The sequence below is a fragment of the Sedimentibacter acidaminivorans genome (assembly GCF_017873955.1).
Classification (GTDB): domain Bacteria; phylum Bacillota; class Clostridia; order Tissierellales; family Sedimentibacteraceae; genus Sedimentibacter; species Sedimentibacter acidaminivorans.
Genome location: NZ_JAGGKS010000008.1, coordinates 88,213 through 106,624, shown reverse-complemented (window position 1 = coordinate 106,624; position 18,412 = coordinate 88,213). Strand labels below are relative to the sequence as shown.

13 protein-coding genes are annotated in these 18,412 nt (G+C 31.1%); 11 read left to right on the top strand and 2 right to left on the bottom strand.

Translation table 11 applies throughout. The features are described from left to right. Positions 1 to 136 precede the first annotated feature (136 nt). The 7 genes from J2Z76_RS13005 (at position 137) to uvrA (ending at position 11,531) form a co-directional block, all read left to right on the top strand. On the top strand, positions 137 to 1,420 hold the full coding sequence (locus tag J2Z76_RS13005; protein WP_209512504.1) for a glycine/sarcosine/betaine reductase component B subunit: 1,284 nt from the start codon (positions 137 to 139) through the stop codon (positions 1,418 to 1,420). A 13-nt stretch (positions 1,421 to 1,433) separates the two neighbouring features. Beyond that, entirely contained in the window at positions 1,434 to 2,705 is a 1,272-nt protein-coding gene (locus J2Z76_RS13000; RefSeq protein WP_209512503.1) for a glycine/betaine/sarcosine/D-proline family reductase selenoprotein B, read from the top strand. Between the two features lie 55 nt (positions 2,706 to 2,760). Beyond that, positions 2,761 to 3,840 carry an NAD/NADP-dependent octopine/nopaline dehydrogenase family protein gene (locus tag J2Z76_RS12995; protein WP_209512502.1) on the top strand — a complete coding sequence of 360 codons (1,080 nt, stop codon included), beginning with the start codon at positions 2,761 to 2,763 and terminating at the stop codon, positions 3,838 to 3,840. A gap of 101 nt (positions 3,841 to 3,941) precedes the next feature. Further along, positions 3,942 to 5,063, top strand: a complete 1,122-nt coding sequence (locus tag J2Z76_RS12990; RefSeq protein WP_209512501.1) for an alanine dehydrogenase — start codon at positions 3,942 to 3,944, stop codon at positions 5,061 to 5,063. A 63-nt stretch (positions 5,064 to 5,126) separates the two neighbouring features. Next, the gene (locus J2Z76_RS12985; protein WP_209512500.1) at positions 5,127 to 6,527 is read left to right on the top strand and encodes a Na+/H+ antiporter NhaC family protein; all 1,401 of its coding nucleotides are present in this window, start codon (positions 5,127 to 5,129) and stop codon (positions 6,525 to 6,527) included. A 196-nt stretch (positions 6,528 to 6,723) separates the two neighbouring features. Then, on the top strand, positions 6,724 to 8,694 hold the full coding sequence (gene uvrB / locus J2Z76_RS12980; RefSeq protein ID WP_245210455.1) for an excinuclease ABC subunit UvrB: 1,971 nt from the start codon (positions 6,724 to 6,726) through the stop codon (positions 8,692 to 8,694). Positions 8,695 to 8,720: 26 nt separating this feature from the next. After that, positions 8,721 to 11,531: an excinuclease ABC subunit UvrA gene (gene uvrA, locus J2Z76_RS12975; RefSeq protein ID WP_209512499.1), complete on the top strand. Its 2,811-nt coding sequence runs from the start codon at positions 8,721 to 8,723 to the stop codon at positions 11,529 to 11,531. 122 nt (positions 11,532 to 11,653) lie between these two features. On the opposite strand, the gene J2Z76_RS12970 is transcribed toward uvrA, so the two are convergent. Continuing rightward, the gene (locus J2Z76_RS12970; protein ID WP_209512498.1) at positions 11,654 to 13,024 is read right to left on the bottom strand and encodes a hypothetical protein; all 1,371 of its coding nucleotides are present in this window, start codon (positions 13,022 to 13,024) and stop codon (positions 11,654 to 11,656) included. Between the two features lie 28 nt (positions 13,025 to 13,052). Continuing rightward, the gene (locus tag J2Z76_RS12965) at positions 13,053 to 14,120 is read right to left on the bottom strand and encodes a hypothetical protein (RefSeq protein ID WP_209512497.1); all 1,068 of its coding nucleotides are present in this window, start codon (positions 14,118 to 14,120) and stop codon (positions 13,053 to 13,055) included. A 214-nt stretch (positions 14,121 to 14,334) separates the two neighbouring features. Between J2Z76_RS12965 and J2Z76_RS12960 the strand changes: the two genes are divergently transcribed. From J2Z76_RS12960 to J2Z76_RS12950, 4 genes are all read left to right on the top strand, one after another. Then, positions 14,335 to 16,488: a DNA topoisomerase 3 gene (locus J2Z76_RS12960; protein WP_209512496.1), complete on the top strand. Its 2,154-nt coding sequence runs from the start codon at positions 14,335 to 14,337 to the stop codon at positions 16,486 to 16,488. Between the two features lie 201 nt (positions 16,489 to 16,689). After that, the gene (locus tag J2Z76_RS12955) at positions 16,690 to 17,826 is read left to right on the top strand and encodes a sodium ion-translocating decarboxylase subunit beta (RefSeq protein WP_209512495.1); all 1,137 of its coding nucleotides are present in this window, start codon (positions 16,690 to 16,692) and stop codon (positions 17,824 to 17,826) included. Positions 17,827 to 17,840: 14 nt separating this feature from the next. Further along, a complete protein-coding gene (locus J2Z76_RS16890) occupies positions 17,841 to 17,969 on the top strand; it encodes an OadG-related small transporter subunit (protein ID WP_280922406.1) in 129 nt (42 codons plus the stop codon). A 29-nt stretch (positions 17,970 to 17,998) separates the two neighbouring features. After that, positions 17,999 to 18,403 (top strand): hypothetical protein, encoded by a 405-nt coding sequence (locus J2Z76_RS12950; RefSeq protein WP_209512494.1) that lies wholly within the window; start codon positions 17,999 to 18,001, stop codon positions 18,401 to 18,403. The last annotated feature ends 9 nt before the right edge of the window (positions 18,404 to 18,412 follow it).

Here is an 18,412-nt window from a genome sequence, read left to right as displayed (position 1 = left end):
TGGTGAATTTATTATAATTATATTGAAAATACAACAATTTACTAATTGGCATAGATATTGCTTATAACTATATTATAAGTTATTAAAATAAAGTTAATAAAATTTTAATGATTATGTATTATTAAAGGAGTATAAAATGAGCTTAGAATTAAGGAAAATTAGTATTAAAGATGTTATTTTTAGCAATGAAAGCAAAATAGATAATGATATTCTTTATATTAGTCTAAAATATCTTGAAGAACTAGTAAAAGAAGACAAAAGAATTAAAGATGTACGCTTTGATATTGCTAAACCTGGGGAGTCGGTTAGGATACTTCCAGTTAAAGACGTAATAGAACCAAGAGCAAAAAAAGATGTAGATGCATTTCCCGGCTTATTTAAAGAAACTATGGATGAAGTTGGTAGTGGCATTACATGCGTATTAAAAGGTTGCGCTGTTGTTACAACAGGGCCTATTGTAGGATTTCAAGAAGGACTGATTGATATGAGCGGTCCAGCTGCAGAATATAGTATATTTTCTAAACTAATAAATATAGTTATGGTAATAACAAAAGAGGATTATGTAGATTCCCATGAACATGAAGAAACAGTTAGGTTAGCAGGTATTAAGGTTGCTCAATATATAGGGAAAATAGGATTGGAATATGAAAATTATGAAGTAGAAAATTATGAATGGAAGAATATAGGCCAGAAATATGCGGAATATCCGGAATTGCCTAAGGTAGCATATGTATACAATTGTATGAGTCAAGGACTTTTACATGACACATATTTTTATGGTAGAGATTCTAAATTGATTATACCTACAATAATAACTCCATTAGAAGTAATGGACGGTGCTATAGTTAGTGGAAACTGTGTTTCTCCAGGTTCTAAAACTACTACTTACCATCATTTAAATAATTCAGTAATAAAAGAATTATTTAATAAACATGGTAAGGAAATTAACTTTATGGGTATTGTGTTAAATCCATTGATGGTAACTTTAAAGGAAAAGTACAGAAATACAATGTTAACAGTAAGATTTGTTGAAATGCTTGGAGCTGAAGGTGTAATAATTTCTCAAGAGGGATTTGGAAATCCAACTACAGATCTAATGGTCGTTTGTCAATCTCTTGAAAACAAAAAAATTGATACAGTGGTTATTACTAATGAGGATGCAGGTGTAGATGGTATGTCAGAATCACTCCCTGACAGTGTTACAGAAGCAAAGGCTATTGTATCTACAGGAAATAGCAATGCAACTATTTTATTACCTAAAATGGATAAGGTTATAGGTAACTTAAACGAAATAGAGAGAGTTACAGGCGGAAACGTTGATTCAATACAGGATGATGGGACTCTATTAGTTGAAATACATGGTATTATGGGTAGCCATAATTTGCAAGGAAATACCTTATTAAGTGCAATAACAATATAAAGAGGTGGAAGATTTGAAAAATATAGTTTTTTACACAAACCAGTTTTTTGGCCAAATAGGTGGTGAAGAAAAAGCATATACAGAACCACAATTTCATAAAGGACCTATAGGAAATGCAAATGCTTTTGTAGGTAAAATTAAAAATGCTGAAATTATTGCTACTATTATTTGCGGTGATAATTATTATGTTGAAAATATGGATAAAGTTAAAGAGTTTATAAAAGAAAAATTAAAAGATAAAAAGGTAGACCTAATTATAGCAGGACCTGCTTTTAATGCTGGAAGATTTGGTATAGCATGTGCAGATGTTTGCTCTTTTACAAAGAAAGATTTAAATATTGAAGCAATAACTGGTTTGTACTGGGAAAACCCAGCTGTAGAAATGTATAAAAAGGATATATATATATTAGAGGTAGCTAAATCTGCAGCAGGAATAAGAAAGGCTGTACCATTAATGGCTGATTTTGCAAACAAGTTGTTAAATGGGGAAAAACTTGGAACACCAAAGCAAGAACAATATTTTGCTAAAGGTAAAAGGGTAAATGTATTTAAGGAAAAAAATGGTGCTGAAAGAGCGGTTGAAATGCTTATAAAGAGATTAAAAAAGGAACCCTTTGAAACAGAACTAGAGATTTCAGTTTATGAAAAAGTAAAACCAGCTGAACCTATTAAGGATTTAAAAACAGCTAAGATTGCTTTATGTACAACTGGAGGTATAGTTTTAATGGGAAATCCAGATCATATTCCAGCTGCTACAGCTAAGGTATATAAAATGTATGATATTTCTAACAAAGATGGCTTAAAAGAAGGAGAATTTGAGTCAGTGCATGCTGGATATGACCCAGTTTATGCAAATAAAGACCCAAATAGAGTGGCCCCTTTAGATACTCTTAAGAAATTAGAAAAAGAAGGGCTCATAGGAAGTATATACCCTTATTTAACAACCACAACCGGAAACTCAACATCTGTAGCAGATGCTACAAGGATGGGTAAAGAAATAGCTGAGAAATTAGTTGAAGACTCAGTAGATGGAGTTATATTAACTAGCACCTGAGGGACTTGCACTCGTTGCGGTGCAACGATAGTTAAACAAATTGAGAAGGCTGGTATACCTGCAGTGCATGTTTGTACAGTAACACCTATATCTAAAACAGTTGGTGCTGCAAGAATATCTGGAGCACAAGCAATACCATATCCAACAGGTAATCCAAATATTACTGTTGAAAAAGAAGAATTGGTAAAAAGAGAAACAGTTATTAAAGCTTTAAATTTATTGATTGAATAATAAACTAGCTTAGTTTTATTATATTAAAATTAATATGTGTTTGGAGGAAATGAAAATGAAAGTTGCAGTTTTAGGTTCAGGAAATGGCGGTTGTGCAGTAGCATTTGAATGGTCAAAAGCAGGACATGACGTATATATGTTTGATTTTGAACAATTTAAAAAAAATATTAACGCAATAAATGATGTGGGAGGCATTTGCTCTGAGGGGGATCTTGAGGGATTTCAAAAATTAGTATATGCAGGACATGATATAGGTAAAGTTATTCCTGAATCAGATATAATATTTGTTGTTGGACCTGCATACAGTACAGAGCCTTTTGGAAAAGTATGTAAACCGTATGTGCAAAATGGTCAAATGTATATAGTATGTCCTAGTTCATGCGCTGGCAGTTTAGTATTTAAAAATGCTTTAGGACTTAATTTAGAAGATGAATCGGTTATAGTAGCTGAAACATCTACCTTGCCATATGCAGTTAGAATAATAGGAGATGCAAGAATAGCAGTATATAATAGGCTTAAAGGTGCATATTACGTTGCAGCACTACCAAGTAAATATAATGATAAAGTTTATGATGTAGTTGTTAAAGTTTATTCGGAGATAGAAATAGCTAAAAATATATTACAAACAACTTTGCAAAATGCTAATCCAATAATTCATCCATCTGTATCATTATTGAATGCAGCATTAATAGAAAGAACTAATGGAAATTTTCTTTTCTATGAAGAAGGGGTAACTAAGGCAGTTGGAAGAGTTATTAAGTCTATGGATGACGAAAGAATTGAAATAGGAAATAAACTGGGAATTACAATAATACCGGATCCTGTGCTAGGAATTAAACAGGGTTATATGGCAGATGATACTTATGATATAGGATATTCAAAAGCTCCAGGGTTTAAAGGTATAATGGCTCAATCTCAGCTAGATCATAGATATATAAACGAGGATGCAGGTTATGGTTTAGTATTTTTTACTGATTTAGCAAAACAAATAGGTGTAAAGACACCTAGCATGGATACTGTGATTGAAATGGCATCAATTGTGATGGATAGAGATTATAAAGAAGAAAAAGCAAGGACAATGGAAGGATTGGGGTTATCAAAATATAATTTAGATGAACTTAATGAAATTCTTTAAATTTAGACTATTAGTTTTATAATTCGAAAAGTTATATAAGAATTATTAAATAATGTAGTTGTTAATCGTGATTAGTTTTTGACTTAATGGAGGAAATGATAATGATAATTGGAGTACCAAAAGAAATAAAAAATAAAGAAAATAGGGTAGCAGCAATACCTGCTACTGTTGCTGAATTTGTAAATAAAGGTCATAAAGTATATGTTGAGAATAATGCAGGATTAGGTAGCGGATTTTCTGATGAAGATTATAAGCAGGCAGGAGCAATAATTGCAGATTGTGAAACGGTATATAAAAGTGCAGAAATGATATATAAAGTAAAGGAAATATTTCCACAAGAGTACAAATATTTGAGAGAAAATTTAATTTTATTTACTTACATACACTCTAATGCGCATCTTGAACAAACCCAAGCATTATTAGAAAGTAAAGTAATCGGAATTGCTTATGAAGATGTAGAAGACAAAAATGGAAGATTTCCTTTGTTAAAACCTATGAGTGAGTTAGCTGGAAAAGGGAGTTTTTTAGCAGCACTACATTATGGACAGAGCGTTCATGGTGGAAAAGGAATATTATTCAATAGAATATGTGGGGTTGAAACTCCTACTGTAACTATAATAGGATGCGGAGAGTCCGGAATGGGGGCTGCTGAACTTGCTGCAAGTTTTGGCAACAATGTTAAAATATTAGATGTAAATAAAGAAGTTATGAATGAATCTAAGTCTAAATTACCTTCAAATGTTGAGTTTTTATACTCTAACAGAACAAATCTTTTAAAATGTTTGAAGGAAACGGATGTTTTAATTAATTGCATTTTATGGAATAAAACAAGGAAAGATCACCTTGTATATAAGGAAGATTTAAAGTTAATGAAAGGTGGAGCAATTATAATTGATGTTGCGTGTGATGACAATGGAGCTATAGAAACAAGTCATTCTACAAGTCATGATGATCCAATATATTATGAAGAGGGAATACTGCACTATTGTGTTGACAATATACCATCTGCCTTTTCACGTACAGCATCAATTAGTCTTGCAAACGCTACATTACCATATGCAATGGAAATAGCAAACAAAGGATGTGAAAAAGCATTAATAGATAATAAGTATTTGTTAAAAGGATTAACTTGCTACAGGGGCAAATTAACATTAGCAGAAACAGCAATAAAACATAATCTTGAATTAACACTATATGATGAAATAATTAAAGATTTCAAATAAGATTATTCTCTCAGTATAATTAATTTTATACTGAGATTATATAAAAAAATTAGGAGGATTTTTATGGATTATGGAATTTTATCATTAGCACCAGCATTAGTAGCCTTGGTATTAGCATTTATTACAAGAGATGCACTGTTTTCAATTTTAATAGGTGTACTAATAGGCATTTTAGTAACAGGTCAGAATTTACTTTTCGGATTTAGTTCTATTATACAAAGTGCTTTAGGAAATGCGGATTTTATTTGGGTAATAGGAATTGAAGTGTTTATAGGAATGATGGTAGCATTATTTCAAAAATCAGGAGCAATTGAAGCATTTTCAAATATGCTGTCAAAGAAAAACATAAAAGCAATAGGAGCTCAAACTATATCATGGTTATTAGGTATATTTATATTCTTTAGTGATTATTTTAGTCCATTATATGTTGGAACTGTAATGAGAGGTATTACAGATAAAGCACGTGTATCAAGAGAAAAATTAGCATATATATGTGATTCTACATCTGCCCCTATATGCACATTGATACCGTTTTCCGCATGGGGTGTATATATGGCAGGTTTGTTAGTAGGGTTAGGACCAATTTTAGACAAAGATATGGCAATGGAAGCTGTTATAAAAATGGTACCATTTAATTTTTATGGTATAGCATCAATTATAATGGTAGGTCTTATATCAACAGGAGTTCTTAAAGACTATGGACCTATGAAAAAAGCAGAAAAAAGAGCAATGGAAGAAGGCAAAGCTGTAAGCGATACTGCTAAACCACTATTGAGTAATGAATTAGAAAATATTAAGCCGAAAGAAGGAGTTAAATCTAATTTGCTATTAAACTTCTTTGCACCTGCTCTAATAATTATTAGTGTTACCCTGGGTACATATATATTTATTGGTTCAGCTAAAACATTAGAGGCATTTATAGCAGCAGTTGCATTTCAATTTGTAGTAATGATAATTCAAAAGATGGGTACATTATCAGAATTAGTTGATACTGCAGTTCAAGGTATTAAAAGTGTTATGTCTGCTATGCTTATATTAGCTTTAGCATATTGTTTAAATGCGATTAGTAAAGAATTAGGGACAGCGCAATATGTTATAAGTGTTACAGAATCATGGATGACTCCTACTTTGTTATTGGCGTTAACTTTTCTAATTTGTGCTTTTATATCTTTCTTTACAGGTACTTCATGGGGCACATATGCAATTATGACACCAATATGTGTAGGATTAGCATTCCAGTTAACTGGAGGAGCAATAAATACTGTAATATATGGAACTATAGCTGCTGTAATGGGTGGAGGATGTTTTGGAGACCACTGTTCACCATTGTCTGATACAACTATATTGTCATCACTTGCATCAGGTTCAGATCATATAGACCATGTTAAAACACAGTTGCCATATGCTCTAACGGCAGCAGGAGTATCTGTAGTTGGATACTTATTAGTAGGAATTATTTTATAATTTTATTTTATTTATTATAAAAAAGAATATTAATAAAAAGTTCAGGTAAAATTACTATTTACTTGGACTTTTTTTATGGACATTTATTTATGATTTATATTTAGCTATAGTTTAGTTGAAGTGATAAGTTGTTTTTTGTTGACTTAAATAAATAAAAGAGATATAATATAAGCGAACATACGTTTAGAGGTGAATAATGGCTAAATTTAAAATAAAATCTGATTTTAAGCCTACAGGAGATCAGCCTGTGGCTATTGAAAAAATTGCAAAAGGATTAAACAAAAATTTAAAATATCAAACACTGTTAGGAGTAACAGGTTCCGGAAAAACTTTTACTATGGCTAATATTATAGAAAAGGTTCAAAAACCTACTCTTATTTTAGCGCACAACAAAACTTTAGCAGCTCAGTTATGTTCAGAATTTAAAGAGTTTTTTCCTGATAATGCAGTTGAGTATTTTGTAAGTTATTATGATTATTATCAACCAGAAGCATATGTACCAAGCAGTGATACATTTATAGAGAAGGATGCTTCTATAAATGATGAAATAGATAAATTAAGGCACTCTGCAACAGCATCTTTATTTGAAAGAAAAGATGTTATTGTAGTAGCAAGTGTTTCTTGTATATATGGATTAGGTAGTCCTATGGATTATGAAAATCTTGTTATTTCATTGCGACCAGGTATGCAAAAGGACAGAGATGAGATAATAAAGAAACTTGTAGAGATACAGTATAAAAGAAATGATATTAGCTTTACTAGAGGTACATTCCGTGTAAGAGGAGATACATTGGAAATATTTCCAGCTTCATCTTCGGAAAGTGCTATAAGAGTAGAGATGTTTGGTGACGAAATAGATAGGATAACAGAAATAAATACAATAACAGGAGAAATATTGGGTAGAAGAAATCACATTTCTATTTTTCCTGCAACCCACTATGCTACTACGGAAGAAAATGTAAAAAGGGCGGTTGTTAGCATAAAAGAAGAATTGACTGAAAGGTTAAAGTATTTAGAAAGTGAAAATAAACTTCTTGAATACCAAAGGTTAGAGCAAAGAACAAATTATGATATTGAAATGCTTCAAGAAATGGGATATTGCAATGGAATAGAGAATTATTCAAGACATATAAATAATTTGGAACCAGGAACTAGACCATATACATTGCTAGATTATTTGCCTAAAGATTTTTTAATGATAATAGATGAGTCGCATGCTACTATACCGCAGGTTAGAGGTATGTACAATGGAGATAGAGCGAGAAAATCTACTCTTATTGATTATGGTTTTAGATTACCATCTGCCTTAGATAATAGACCCTTAAAATTTGATGAATTTGAAAAAATTATAAACCAAGTTGTATTTCTAAGTGCAACCCCTGGACCATATGAAGCAGAGCATACTCAGAATATAGTTGAGCAAATTATTCGCCCTACGGGTTTATTAGATCCACCGATATATGTGAGACCTGTAGATAACCAAATAGATGATTTGATGAAAGAAATTAGACTTGCTACTGGCAATAAAGAAAGAGTTCTTGTTACAACATTAACTAAAAAAATGGCTGAAGATTTAACCTTTTATTTTAGAAATGCAGGAGTAAAGGTTAAGTATCTTCATTCAGATATAGATACACTAGAGAGGATGGAAATAATTAGAGACTTACGTATTGGCGAATTTGATGTATTAGTAGGAATCAACCTTTTAAGAGAAGGGTTAGACCTTCCAGAGGTATCGCTTGTTGCTATATTAGACGCAGATAAGGAAGGATTTCTACGATCAGAAACATCTTTGATACAAACGGTTGGTCGTGCTGCTAGAAACTTAAATGGAAAAGTAATTATGTATGCAGATAAAATTACTGGTTCAATGGAACGAGCTATAAATGAAACAAATAGAAGAAGAGAAATACAAGCTAAATATAATGAAACTTATAATATAACACCAAAGTCAATAATTAAAGGTGTTAGACAAGTAATTGAGGCTACTACAGCAGCAGAGGAAACAGGTAAATATAAAACAAAAGATAAAAACAAATTTATAGATGTTGCAGCTTATATTATTGAGCTTGAAAAAGATATGTTAGCAGCAGCAGAAAGTTTAGAATTTGAAAAAGCAGCTCAGATTAGAGATGAAATAAAGGCACTTAAAAATAAAAAATCATAGATTGCTATGTTTGGAAGGAATAAATAATGGATAAAATTATTATAAGAGGAGCGAAGGAAAATAATCTTAAAAATATAGATGTAGAGCTTCCAAGAGATAAATTTATAGTATTTACAGGCTTGAGTGGTTCGGGAAAGTCATCACTTGCATTTGATACTATATACGCAGAAGGTCAAAGACGGTATGTAGAGAGCTTATCTTCATATGCACGACAGTTCCTAGGGCAAATGGAAAAGCCAGATGTAGAGTTTATTGAAGGTTTATCTCCTGCTATATCAATTGACCAAAAAACCACTAATAGAAATCCTAGATCGACAGTTGGAACAGTTACAGAAATATATGATTATTTTAGACTCCTTTTCGCTAGAGTGGGTACGCCACATTGTCCAAAATGTGGCAAGCCAATAACTACGCAAACGATAGATCAAATAACCGACCAGATATTAGAATATGAAGAAAAAACTAGAATTCAAATTCTAGCACCATTAGTTAGAGGTGCAAAAGGTACTCATAAGAAAGTATTAAGTGATATAAAAAAAGATGGATACGTGAGAGTTAGGGTTGATGGTGAGATAATTGATTTAGATGATGAAATATCTATTGCGAAAAATAAGAAACATAATATTGAAGTTGTTATTGATAGGATAATTATAAAAGATGGTATACAAAAAAGACTTGTTGATTCAGTTGAAACTGCCCTTCTATTATCTGAAGGAATGGTTTTAATTGATGTTATGGGACAACAAGAATATTTAATGAGTACAAAATTTGCATGTACTGATTGTGGAATAGGATTTGGAGAAATATCTCCAAGGATGTTTTCTTTCAATAATCCTTTTGGTATGTGCGAAACCTGCAATGGCTTGGGAATAAAAAAGGAGATAGATATTGATTTAATTATTCCAGATTGGACTAAATCAATTGCAGATAGGGCCATAACTCCATATGGAGCAGACGAGGATGGATATTACTATCAAATATTTAAGGCTATTGGTGATTATTATGATTTTGATGTAACAAGACCAATTAGTGATGCACCGAAAGAATTTTTAGATGAAGTTTTATATGGAACAAATGGTAGAGAGATAACTATTGATTTTGTTAGTAAATTTCAAGGACCAAAAGTATATACCAAGGAGTTTGAAGGAGTAGTAAAAAATCTAGAAAGACGATATATTGAAACACATTCTGCTGAAATGCGTGAGAGAATTGAAGAATATATGGATGACACTCCATGTCCGGATTGCCATGGAGCAAGATTGAATGATATTAGTTTAGCAGTGAAGATAGGAGATAAAAATATTTATGAAGTAACTAAGCTATCAGTTGTAAAACTTTTAAAATTCTTTAGTGAGTTAAATTTAAGTGAAAAGCAAAGAGTGATTGGAGAACAAATATTAAAGGAAATCAATTCAAGATTAAACTTTTTATCTGATGTAGGTTTAACGTATTTGACATTAGATAGGAATGCAAGCACATTATCAGGTGGAGAATCACAACGTATAAGACTTGCGACGCAAATAGGTTCTAGCTTGGTGGGTGTTTTATATGTTTTAGATGAGCCTAGTATAGGACTTCATCAGAGAGACAATAGTATGCTTATTAAAACTTTGAGAAATCTTACTGATTTAGGAAATACATTAATAGTAGTAGAGCATGATGAGGAAACAATGGAAAGTTCTGATTATATATTGGATATTGGTCCTGGAGCAGGGGTTCATGGTGGAGAAATTGTTGCACAAGGTACTTTTGAAGATATAAAAAATAGTGAACATTCAATAACCGGTCAGTATTTAAGTGGTAGAAAAAAAATAGAGGTTCCAGATAGTAGAAGACAATTGAATGATAAGTTTATTGAAATAAAAGGCGCAAGAGAAAACAACCTAAAAAATATTGATGTAAAAATACCACTTGGTATGATGTGCTGTATAACTGGCGTTTCGGGTTCTGGTAAAAGTTCCTTGATAAATGAAATTTTGTGTAAAAGAATTCATCAAAAATTATTTAAAAATAGGAATCGTCCTGGTAAATATGATGAGATGTTTGGTGTTGAGCATATAGATAAAATAATAAGTATTGACCAATCACCTATTGGGAGGACACCAAGATCAAATCCAGCAACATATACAGGCGTTTTTGATTATATAAGGGATATTTTTTCAATGACACTTGAGGCAAAGGAAAGAGGATATAAGAAAGGGAGATTTAGTTTTAATGTAAAAGGTGGACGCTGTGAAGCTTGTCGTGGAGATGGAATACTTAAAATAGAAATGCATTTTTTGCCTGATGTTTATGTTCCTTGTGAGGTTTGCAAAGGTAAAAGATATAATAGAGAGACTTTAGAGGTTAAGTATAAAGGTAAGAATATTTCAGATGTTCTTGATATGACAGTTGAAGAAGCACTTGATTATTTTGAAAATATTCCTAAAATAAAAAATAAAATTCAAACAATGATGGATGTTGGTCTTGGATATATTAAATTAGGTCAACCTTCTACAGAATTGTCAGGAGGAGAAGCTCAACGTATTAAGCTAGCATATGAGCTAAGCAAGAGAAGTACTGGAAAAACCCTTTACGTACTTGATGAGCCTACAACAGGACTACACATAGCAGATATTCATATGCTAATTGAAGTATTGAACAGGCTTGTAGAAGCTGGAAACTCAGTTGTAGTTATAGAACATAATCTTGATGTTATAAAAACAGCAGATTATATCATTGATTTAGGACCAGAAGGTGGAGATGGTGGAGGGACCATAGTAGCTCAAGGTACTCCAGAAGAAGTTGCAAAGGTAAAAAAATCATATACAGGACAATATTTAAAAAAAATGCTTTAACAAAATCAAGAGTACAATATTGTGCTCTTGATTTTTATTTTAATTAATTGTATACAAAATCATTTTAAGGTTGAGGTACGAATAAAATGAGTACCTTATAAAACAAATTTTTATATTTTAATTTATAGTATTATTATTGCAACGATAATCGTAACACCTAAACCGCATAGAACGGGTATAAAATTTTTTCTAGCTAAATCAGCAGCGTTTATTCCACATATTGCAGCAACTGGTATAACAGCCCAAGGGATTATGGTTCCGCCGCCAACCCATACTGTAATTATTTGGCCTAGAGCTGCTAAACCTTCTTTGCTTATACTTATTACATTTGAAAAAGTATAGGCAAGAGAGCCTACAATTGGCAGACCAGAAAATCCCGAACCATCGAGGCCTGTAATAATAGCTACTGAAGATTGTGCTATTATTGCAGGAATTTTAGACATAGAAATATTTTGTGATATAAATATACTAATGTCATTTAACAAACCTGTGGCATTTTCACCTAGTACGTTTTTAGCTATACCTTCATTTCCAAGAAAAAAGAATCCACCTATTATAATAACAGGTGCAAAAATCTTTATTCCAAAACCAAAACCATCTTTTAGATACTCTACAACTTTATCAAGCGCATCATTGAATTTGTAGTTAGTTAGAGTGATGAGAAGCATTATTATTATAGCCGTACCGCCTACTAGTGCTGTAGCATCTCCACCTCTTAAATTTAATTTCCACATAGCTAAAATATCAGCCACAAAAGCTATAGGTGTAACTATTGAAATAAACTTAATTAACTTAGTTGTTTCTTTTATATCATTGCTTAAAGGTGTATAATTAGAATTGTTTTCAATAAATCCTTCTTTTTTCATGTCCCGTCTTAACATAATAAAAGCGACTGTGATTGTAACTACAGACATTGTTAGCCAAAGAGGTAAAGATGCTTTCATAAGCTCAGAAACTCCTATATTAGCAGCCTTTGCAGTTATTGCAGGTGCTCCTTGAATAAAGAAATCACTAGAAAGTGCTAAACCATGACCGAATAAATTCATAGCTACAGCAGCCCAAATAACAGGTAGACCTGCATTTACTGCTGCGGGGAGTAAAACAGCACCAACTAGTGCAACAGCAGGGCTAGGCCAAACTAACCATGATATAATCATCATTGTAAGACCTATGGAGAAGAAAGCCCAAGTGCTATTTACCATTAATTTTTTTATAGGAGACATAATCAATACATCTGCACCTATTTCTTGTAATGCTTTAGACATAGAAACAACAAGTGATATTATTACAATAATGCCCCAGAATTCATTACCAGCATATATTATTGTATTATAAATAGTTTGAATAGCAAATACAATATTTCCTGAGTACAAATATCCTATTGCAAAAATACCTATTATGCAAGGAATAACAATATCTTTTTTCATAAGTAAAATTGCAAGAATAATAAAGACCATGACTATATATAAATAATGCATGGATGTTAAAATCATATAAAACCCTCCTTAAATATATTTTAAATTAAGCATACTTAGATAAAATATTCTCTAAATATTTATCAACTTTACTGAAATTCATACTATTAACATAGAATACTTCTAGCAATTGGTGATATTTCGCAGTTTCAGAAAGCTTGTTTAAGGCATTCTTGATGAGTAAATCAAGTAGGTGCAAGTTGCTTTCAATTTCTGAGATATGAGACTTCATGTTTTCTAAATCCATAATTTCGTGCAAATTAATTATTTCATCATAATTGCAATTTACAGCACTTTCATCACTTTTAAATAGTAAATTTAGTTCGGGTATAATAACATGCTGAATTTTTTCTGGTGTCAATGGTTTGTAGAAACATTCTGTGTAATACCCTTTATTCACTGATTCTTGTACTATTCTATCTAAAAGTTTTGATGTATAATTTGAACTTTCTCCAATTATTACCCAAGTTTTTGAATCAGAGCAAAAATAATCTGTGTATTTTATATATCCATTAGACGTATATGCTTCTGAAAACATCTTTCTAATACTACCAGTGTTACTTGTTGATATTTTTTTAGCAAATAATTTATCTATAATTTTATCGCAGAGTGCATCAAATTTAGTATCATCTATATAACGATCATAAATAGAATTTATTTCTTCTGAAATAAGTCCAGCGCTTTCTAAATACCTATAAGCACTCTTGTAAAGTTCTGATTTACTTTTGTTAATTTTAATGATTTGTTCTTTGTGTTTTTCTAAGTTGCTATTGTCTAAATAAGCACCTAAATTAATTATTTCATCTGCTGCTCCAGGGAGCTTAGGATCAACTAAATGTGGAGCAGTTCCATCTACAAATGCAATTTTTAGATCAGGCACAACTAATCCATCTAAACTATTTTCGTCACTAGAACAATGAATATATTCAACCTCATGTCCTAAAGATGAAATTTTAATGCCAAATTTTTTTATAAATGAACTTTTACCTACACCAGGGCCACCTTTCAAAATATAAATACGGTTCGCATTTTCGGGCTTTATAATATGATCAAAATAACTAAAAAATCCTTTTGAACTATTACTGCCAGCAAAAACATGTCTTCCTTCTAACATAATTACCCCCTATTAATTAAAGATTATTTTATTATATGATTAAAATAGAAAGATGTTAATAACAACGAAATAACAATAAATAAAAGAAAACTGAGATTTAATGAATTCAAAAAAAAATTTTTAGGTTAGGACAAGTTGGTGTGTTTATGTTATAATGATTAAATGTGAAATATTTTAAATATTTTATGATTCATAGATAAAGGAAAGGTATACAATGAAGTTAATAATAACTGAAAAGCCATCGGTAGCAAAAGATATCGCAAGAGTTTTGAAAGTAAAAGGCTCAAGAGATGGATACATAGAAGGTAAAGAATGTATTATAACTTGGTGTGTCGGTCATTTGATACAGCTTTCTTATCCTGAGGAGTATAATATAAAATACAAAACATGGAATATGAATGATTTACCTATATTTCCTAGGAAATTCAAGTATACGGTCAATCCTTCTACAACAAAACAATATGAAATAGTAAAGCGATTGATGCTCGATGAAAATATTAGCGAAATAATATGCGCAACAGATGCTGGGCGTGAAGGACAATTGATTTTTGGTTATGTTTATGTGACTTCAGGGTGCGATAAACCTGTTAAGCGGCTTTGGATTAGTAGTATGACAGATGAAGCGATATTAGAAGGATTTAATAATCTGAAAGATAATAAGGAATTTTTTAGTTTGTTTCAATCTGCAAAAGCACGATCTGAGGCGGATTGGTTGGTAGGTATCAATGCAACGAGGCTTTTTACTGTTAAGTATAATCAAATGCTAACTATTGGTAGGGTGCAAACCCCAACATTATCTTTGATTGTATCAAGGCAAAAGGAAATAGATAATTTTGTTTCGGAACCATTTTATGAAGTGGAAGCAGATTGTGATATGTTTTCAGCGACTTGGTTCAATAAAGATGGAACAAGATTTAAAAATATAGAAGATGCAGAAAAAATTAAGGAGAAGTGTGAAAATAAAGAAGGATTAATAACTAAGATTAAAACTAAAAGGGCAACAGTTGAAAGACCTCTATTATATGATTTAACTGAATTACAAAGAGATGGGAATAAAAGATATGGGTATACAGCAGAACAAACATTAGAAGCTGCACAAAATTTATATGAAAAATACAAATTAACAACATACCCGAGAACTGATTCTCGATACTTGACTAAAGATATGAAAATCAAACTTTCAGATTTGCTTTTAAATATTAAACATGGTTGGGAAGGATCTGCTTATTGCGTTGATAAAGTGATTAGTCAAAAAATAAATGCAGACAAAAGAGTGATTGATGATAAGAAAGTAACAGACCATCATGCGATAATTGTTACTCCTAATATTAGAAATGTCAGTAACATTAAGTTACCAGAAAGAGAAAAAAATATATTAAGGTTAGTTGTAGCAAGATTCATATCAACATTAGATAGAAAACAGGAATATGATCAAACAGATATAGAACTAAAAGTAGAAAATGAAAAATTTAAGGCTAGAGGAAAAAAAATTGTTATTCCTGGATGGAAAGAGGTTGAAGATATAATTTTAGGAAAAGTTAAGGAAGATACTGATGATAAGGAAATAACGATTAATATAAAAGTAAACGACAAAATAACTCCAAAAGAAATTAAGATTCTTACGAAAAAGACATCACCACCTAAATCATACAATGAAGCAACTTTATTGACAGCAATGGAGACTGCTGGCAAACAAATAGAAGATGAAAAATTAAAGGAAGAAATGAAATCAATAGGCTTAGGAACTCCGGCAACTAGAGCAGGTATAATAGAAAAGCTAATATCTGTTGGGTATATTAAGAGAAATAAGAAAAATCTTGTTCCTACAGAAAATGGTATTCAATTAATAGAAATTGTTCACGATAAGCTAAAAAAACCTGATTTGACTGGTGAGTGGGAAAGTCAACTCAGCAAAATTGCAAATAAAGAAGTTTCATCGAGAGATTTTATATATGAAATAAGAAAATATGTTTATGAAATAGTAAAAGAAGGAAAAACAAGCACATTAAAAAATGTTAGTTTTATGAATACTAACAAAAGCAGGAATAAAGAGGTAATAGGTATATGTCCTAGATGTGGAAGAGAAGTATACGAAAATAAAAAAAGTTTTTATTGCTCAGGATATAAAAATTATCCAGCTTGTAAATTCTCCATATGGAAAGAAGATAGAACATTTAGAGAGAGGGGAATTGTTTTAAAAAAGCAGGACGCAAAAAATCTATTATTAGAAAAACACACATGCATTAAAGATTTAAAGGATTCTGAAGGAAAAAAGTATGATTTAGAATTATTTTTGCATGACACGGGACAATATGTGAATTATAGATTTAAGGAAATAGGTAATATTAATAAGACAACAAGCATTTAAATTTATGTTTACTGAATGAACATGTAACAAAGAGATATTATTACATTGTTTGAGCATGTACCTATTAGAATAAGGAAATTGAATAATATCCTGAAAATATGTACAAAATAAGCATTATTTATCAATTATAAAGCATTGATTATTGTTTTATTCTATATTAGAATACACTGATGAAATAAATTTAAGGAGAAAAGAATACGAATGGAGTTTTTAATTAACGGAATAACACAAGTTACTTGGCAGCATTTTTTAATGTGGATTATTGGTGGGGTACTTATATACCTCGCTATAGCAAAGAATTTAGAGCCATCCCTTTTGTTGCCTATGGGATTTGGTGCAATATTAGTAAATATACCTATGTCAGGTGTGCTTAATCAGTTTTTGCCAGGAATAGGGGAGGTTAATGGAATTATAGATTGGCTTTTTGAAGTTGGTATTGAATCATCAGAAATGATGCCATTATTACTTTTTATTGGAATTGGTGCTATGATAGATTTCGGACCATTGCTTGCCAATCCTAGACTTTTATTATTTGGCGCGGCAGCTCAGTTTGGAATATTTGCTACAATAACAGTTGCAGCTATTTTAGGGTTTTCTATTGCAGATGCAGCTTCAATAGGAATAATAGGAGCTGCAGATGGACCTACATCAATATTGGTTTCACAGGTTTTAAAAAGTAACTACATAGGGCCTATAGCTGTAGCAGCTTATTCATATATGGCATTAGTTCCTATTATTCAGCCACTTGCAATAAAAATGTGTACTACAAAGCATGATCGTAGAATAAAAATGGCATACAATCCTAAAAGCGTGACTAGAAAAACAAGATTGTTATTTCCAATAGCAGTTACAATAATAGCTGGACTTGTAGCTCCAGCATCGATTTCATTAGTTGGTTTTTTGATGTTTGGTAATTTAATAAGAGAATGTGGGGTTTTAAGATCTTTGTCTGATACCGCTCAAAATGACTTAGTAAACTTAATAACACTACTTTTAGGGATTACAATTTCAGCAAGTATGAAAGCAGAGACATTTATAACATTACAAACATTTTTAATTATGGGACTAGGTCTATTAGCATTTGTATTTGATACAATTGCTGGGGTTATGTTTGCGAAATTTATGAATTTGTTCCTAAAAGAAAAAATAAATCCTATGATTGGTGCAGCTGGAATTTCCGCTTTTCCTATGTCTTCAAGAGTTATTCAGAAGATGGGGCTTGAAGCAGATTCGCAAAATCATTTGTTGATGCACGCAGTTGGAGCTAATGTATCAGGACAAATTGCATCAGTTATAGCAGGTGGAGTTATTATTGGGCTTATACCTGGATTCATGTAGAAAGGAATATTAATATGAATAATGTGAATATAGTTAATTCTTTAAAACTAATGGGCATGGGAATGGTATCCATATTTGTTGTAATTATAGTTATATATTTGATAGTTAATTTGATGTTGAGATTAACAAAGGAAAAAAGATAAAATAGCACAAGAAAAGGAGTGAGTAAAATATGAACTTAAAAAATAATAGGTATCTAGTTGTTATTTTAGTTTTTGTTATACTTGCATCCATTTTTAATATAGAATATTTTTATTTAAATAATAGCATAGCTAATCATAGTGAAAATAATCTTATCAAATATTATTTAGTTCAAGATATTATCAATGCAATTGAAGATATAAACGATAGGCAATATAACATGTATCAATCATATAAATTAGTTAGTAGAATGATTTCTAATTCTAATGAAAAGTATATTGCAAGTAATATAGTTAATTATAGCAATATTTATAAACTGAAATTTTCAGCCGTTATTAATGGAAATTATGATATATGTGACAGTTGCATAGATATAGTTGTATACATTCATAAAAAGGATGGTAAAAAGCATAATTTTGCTAAGCTTAATAATTAGTATAAATAA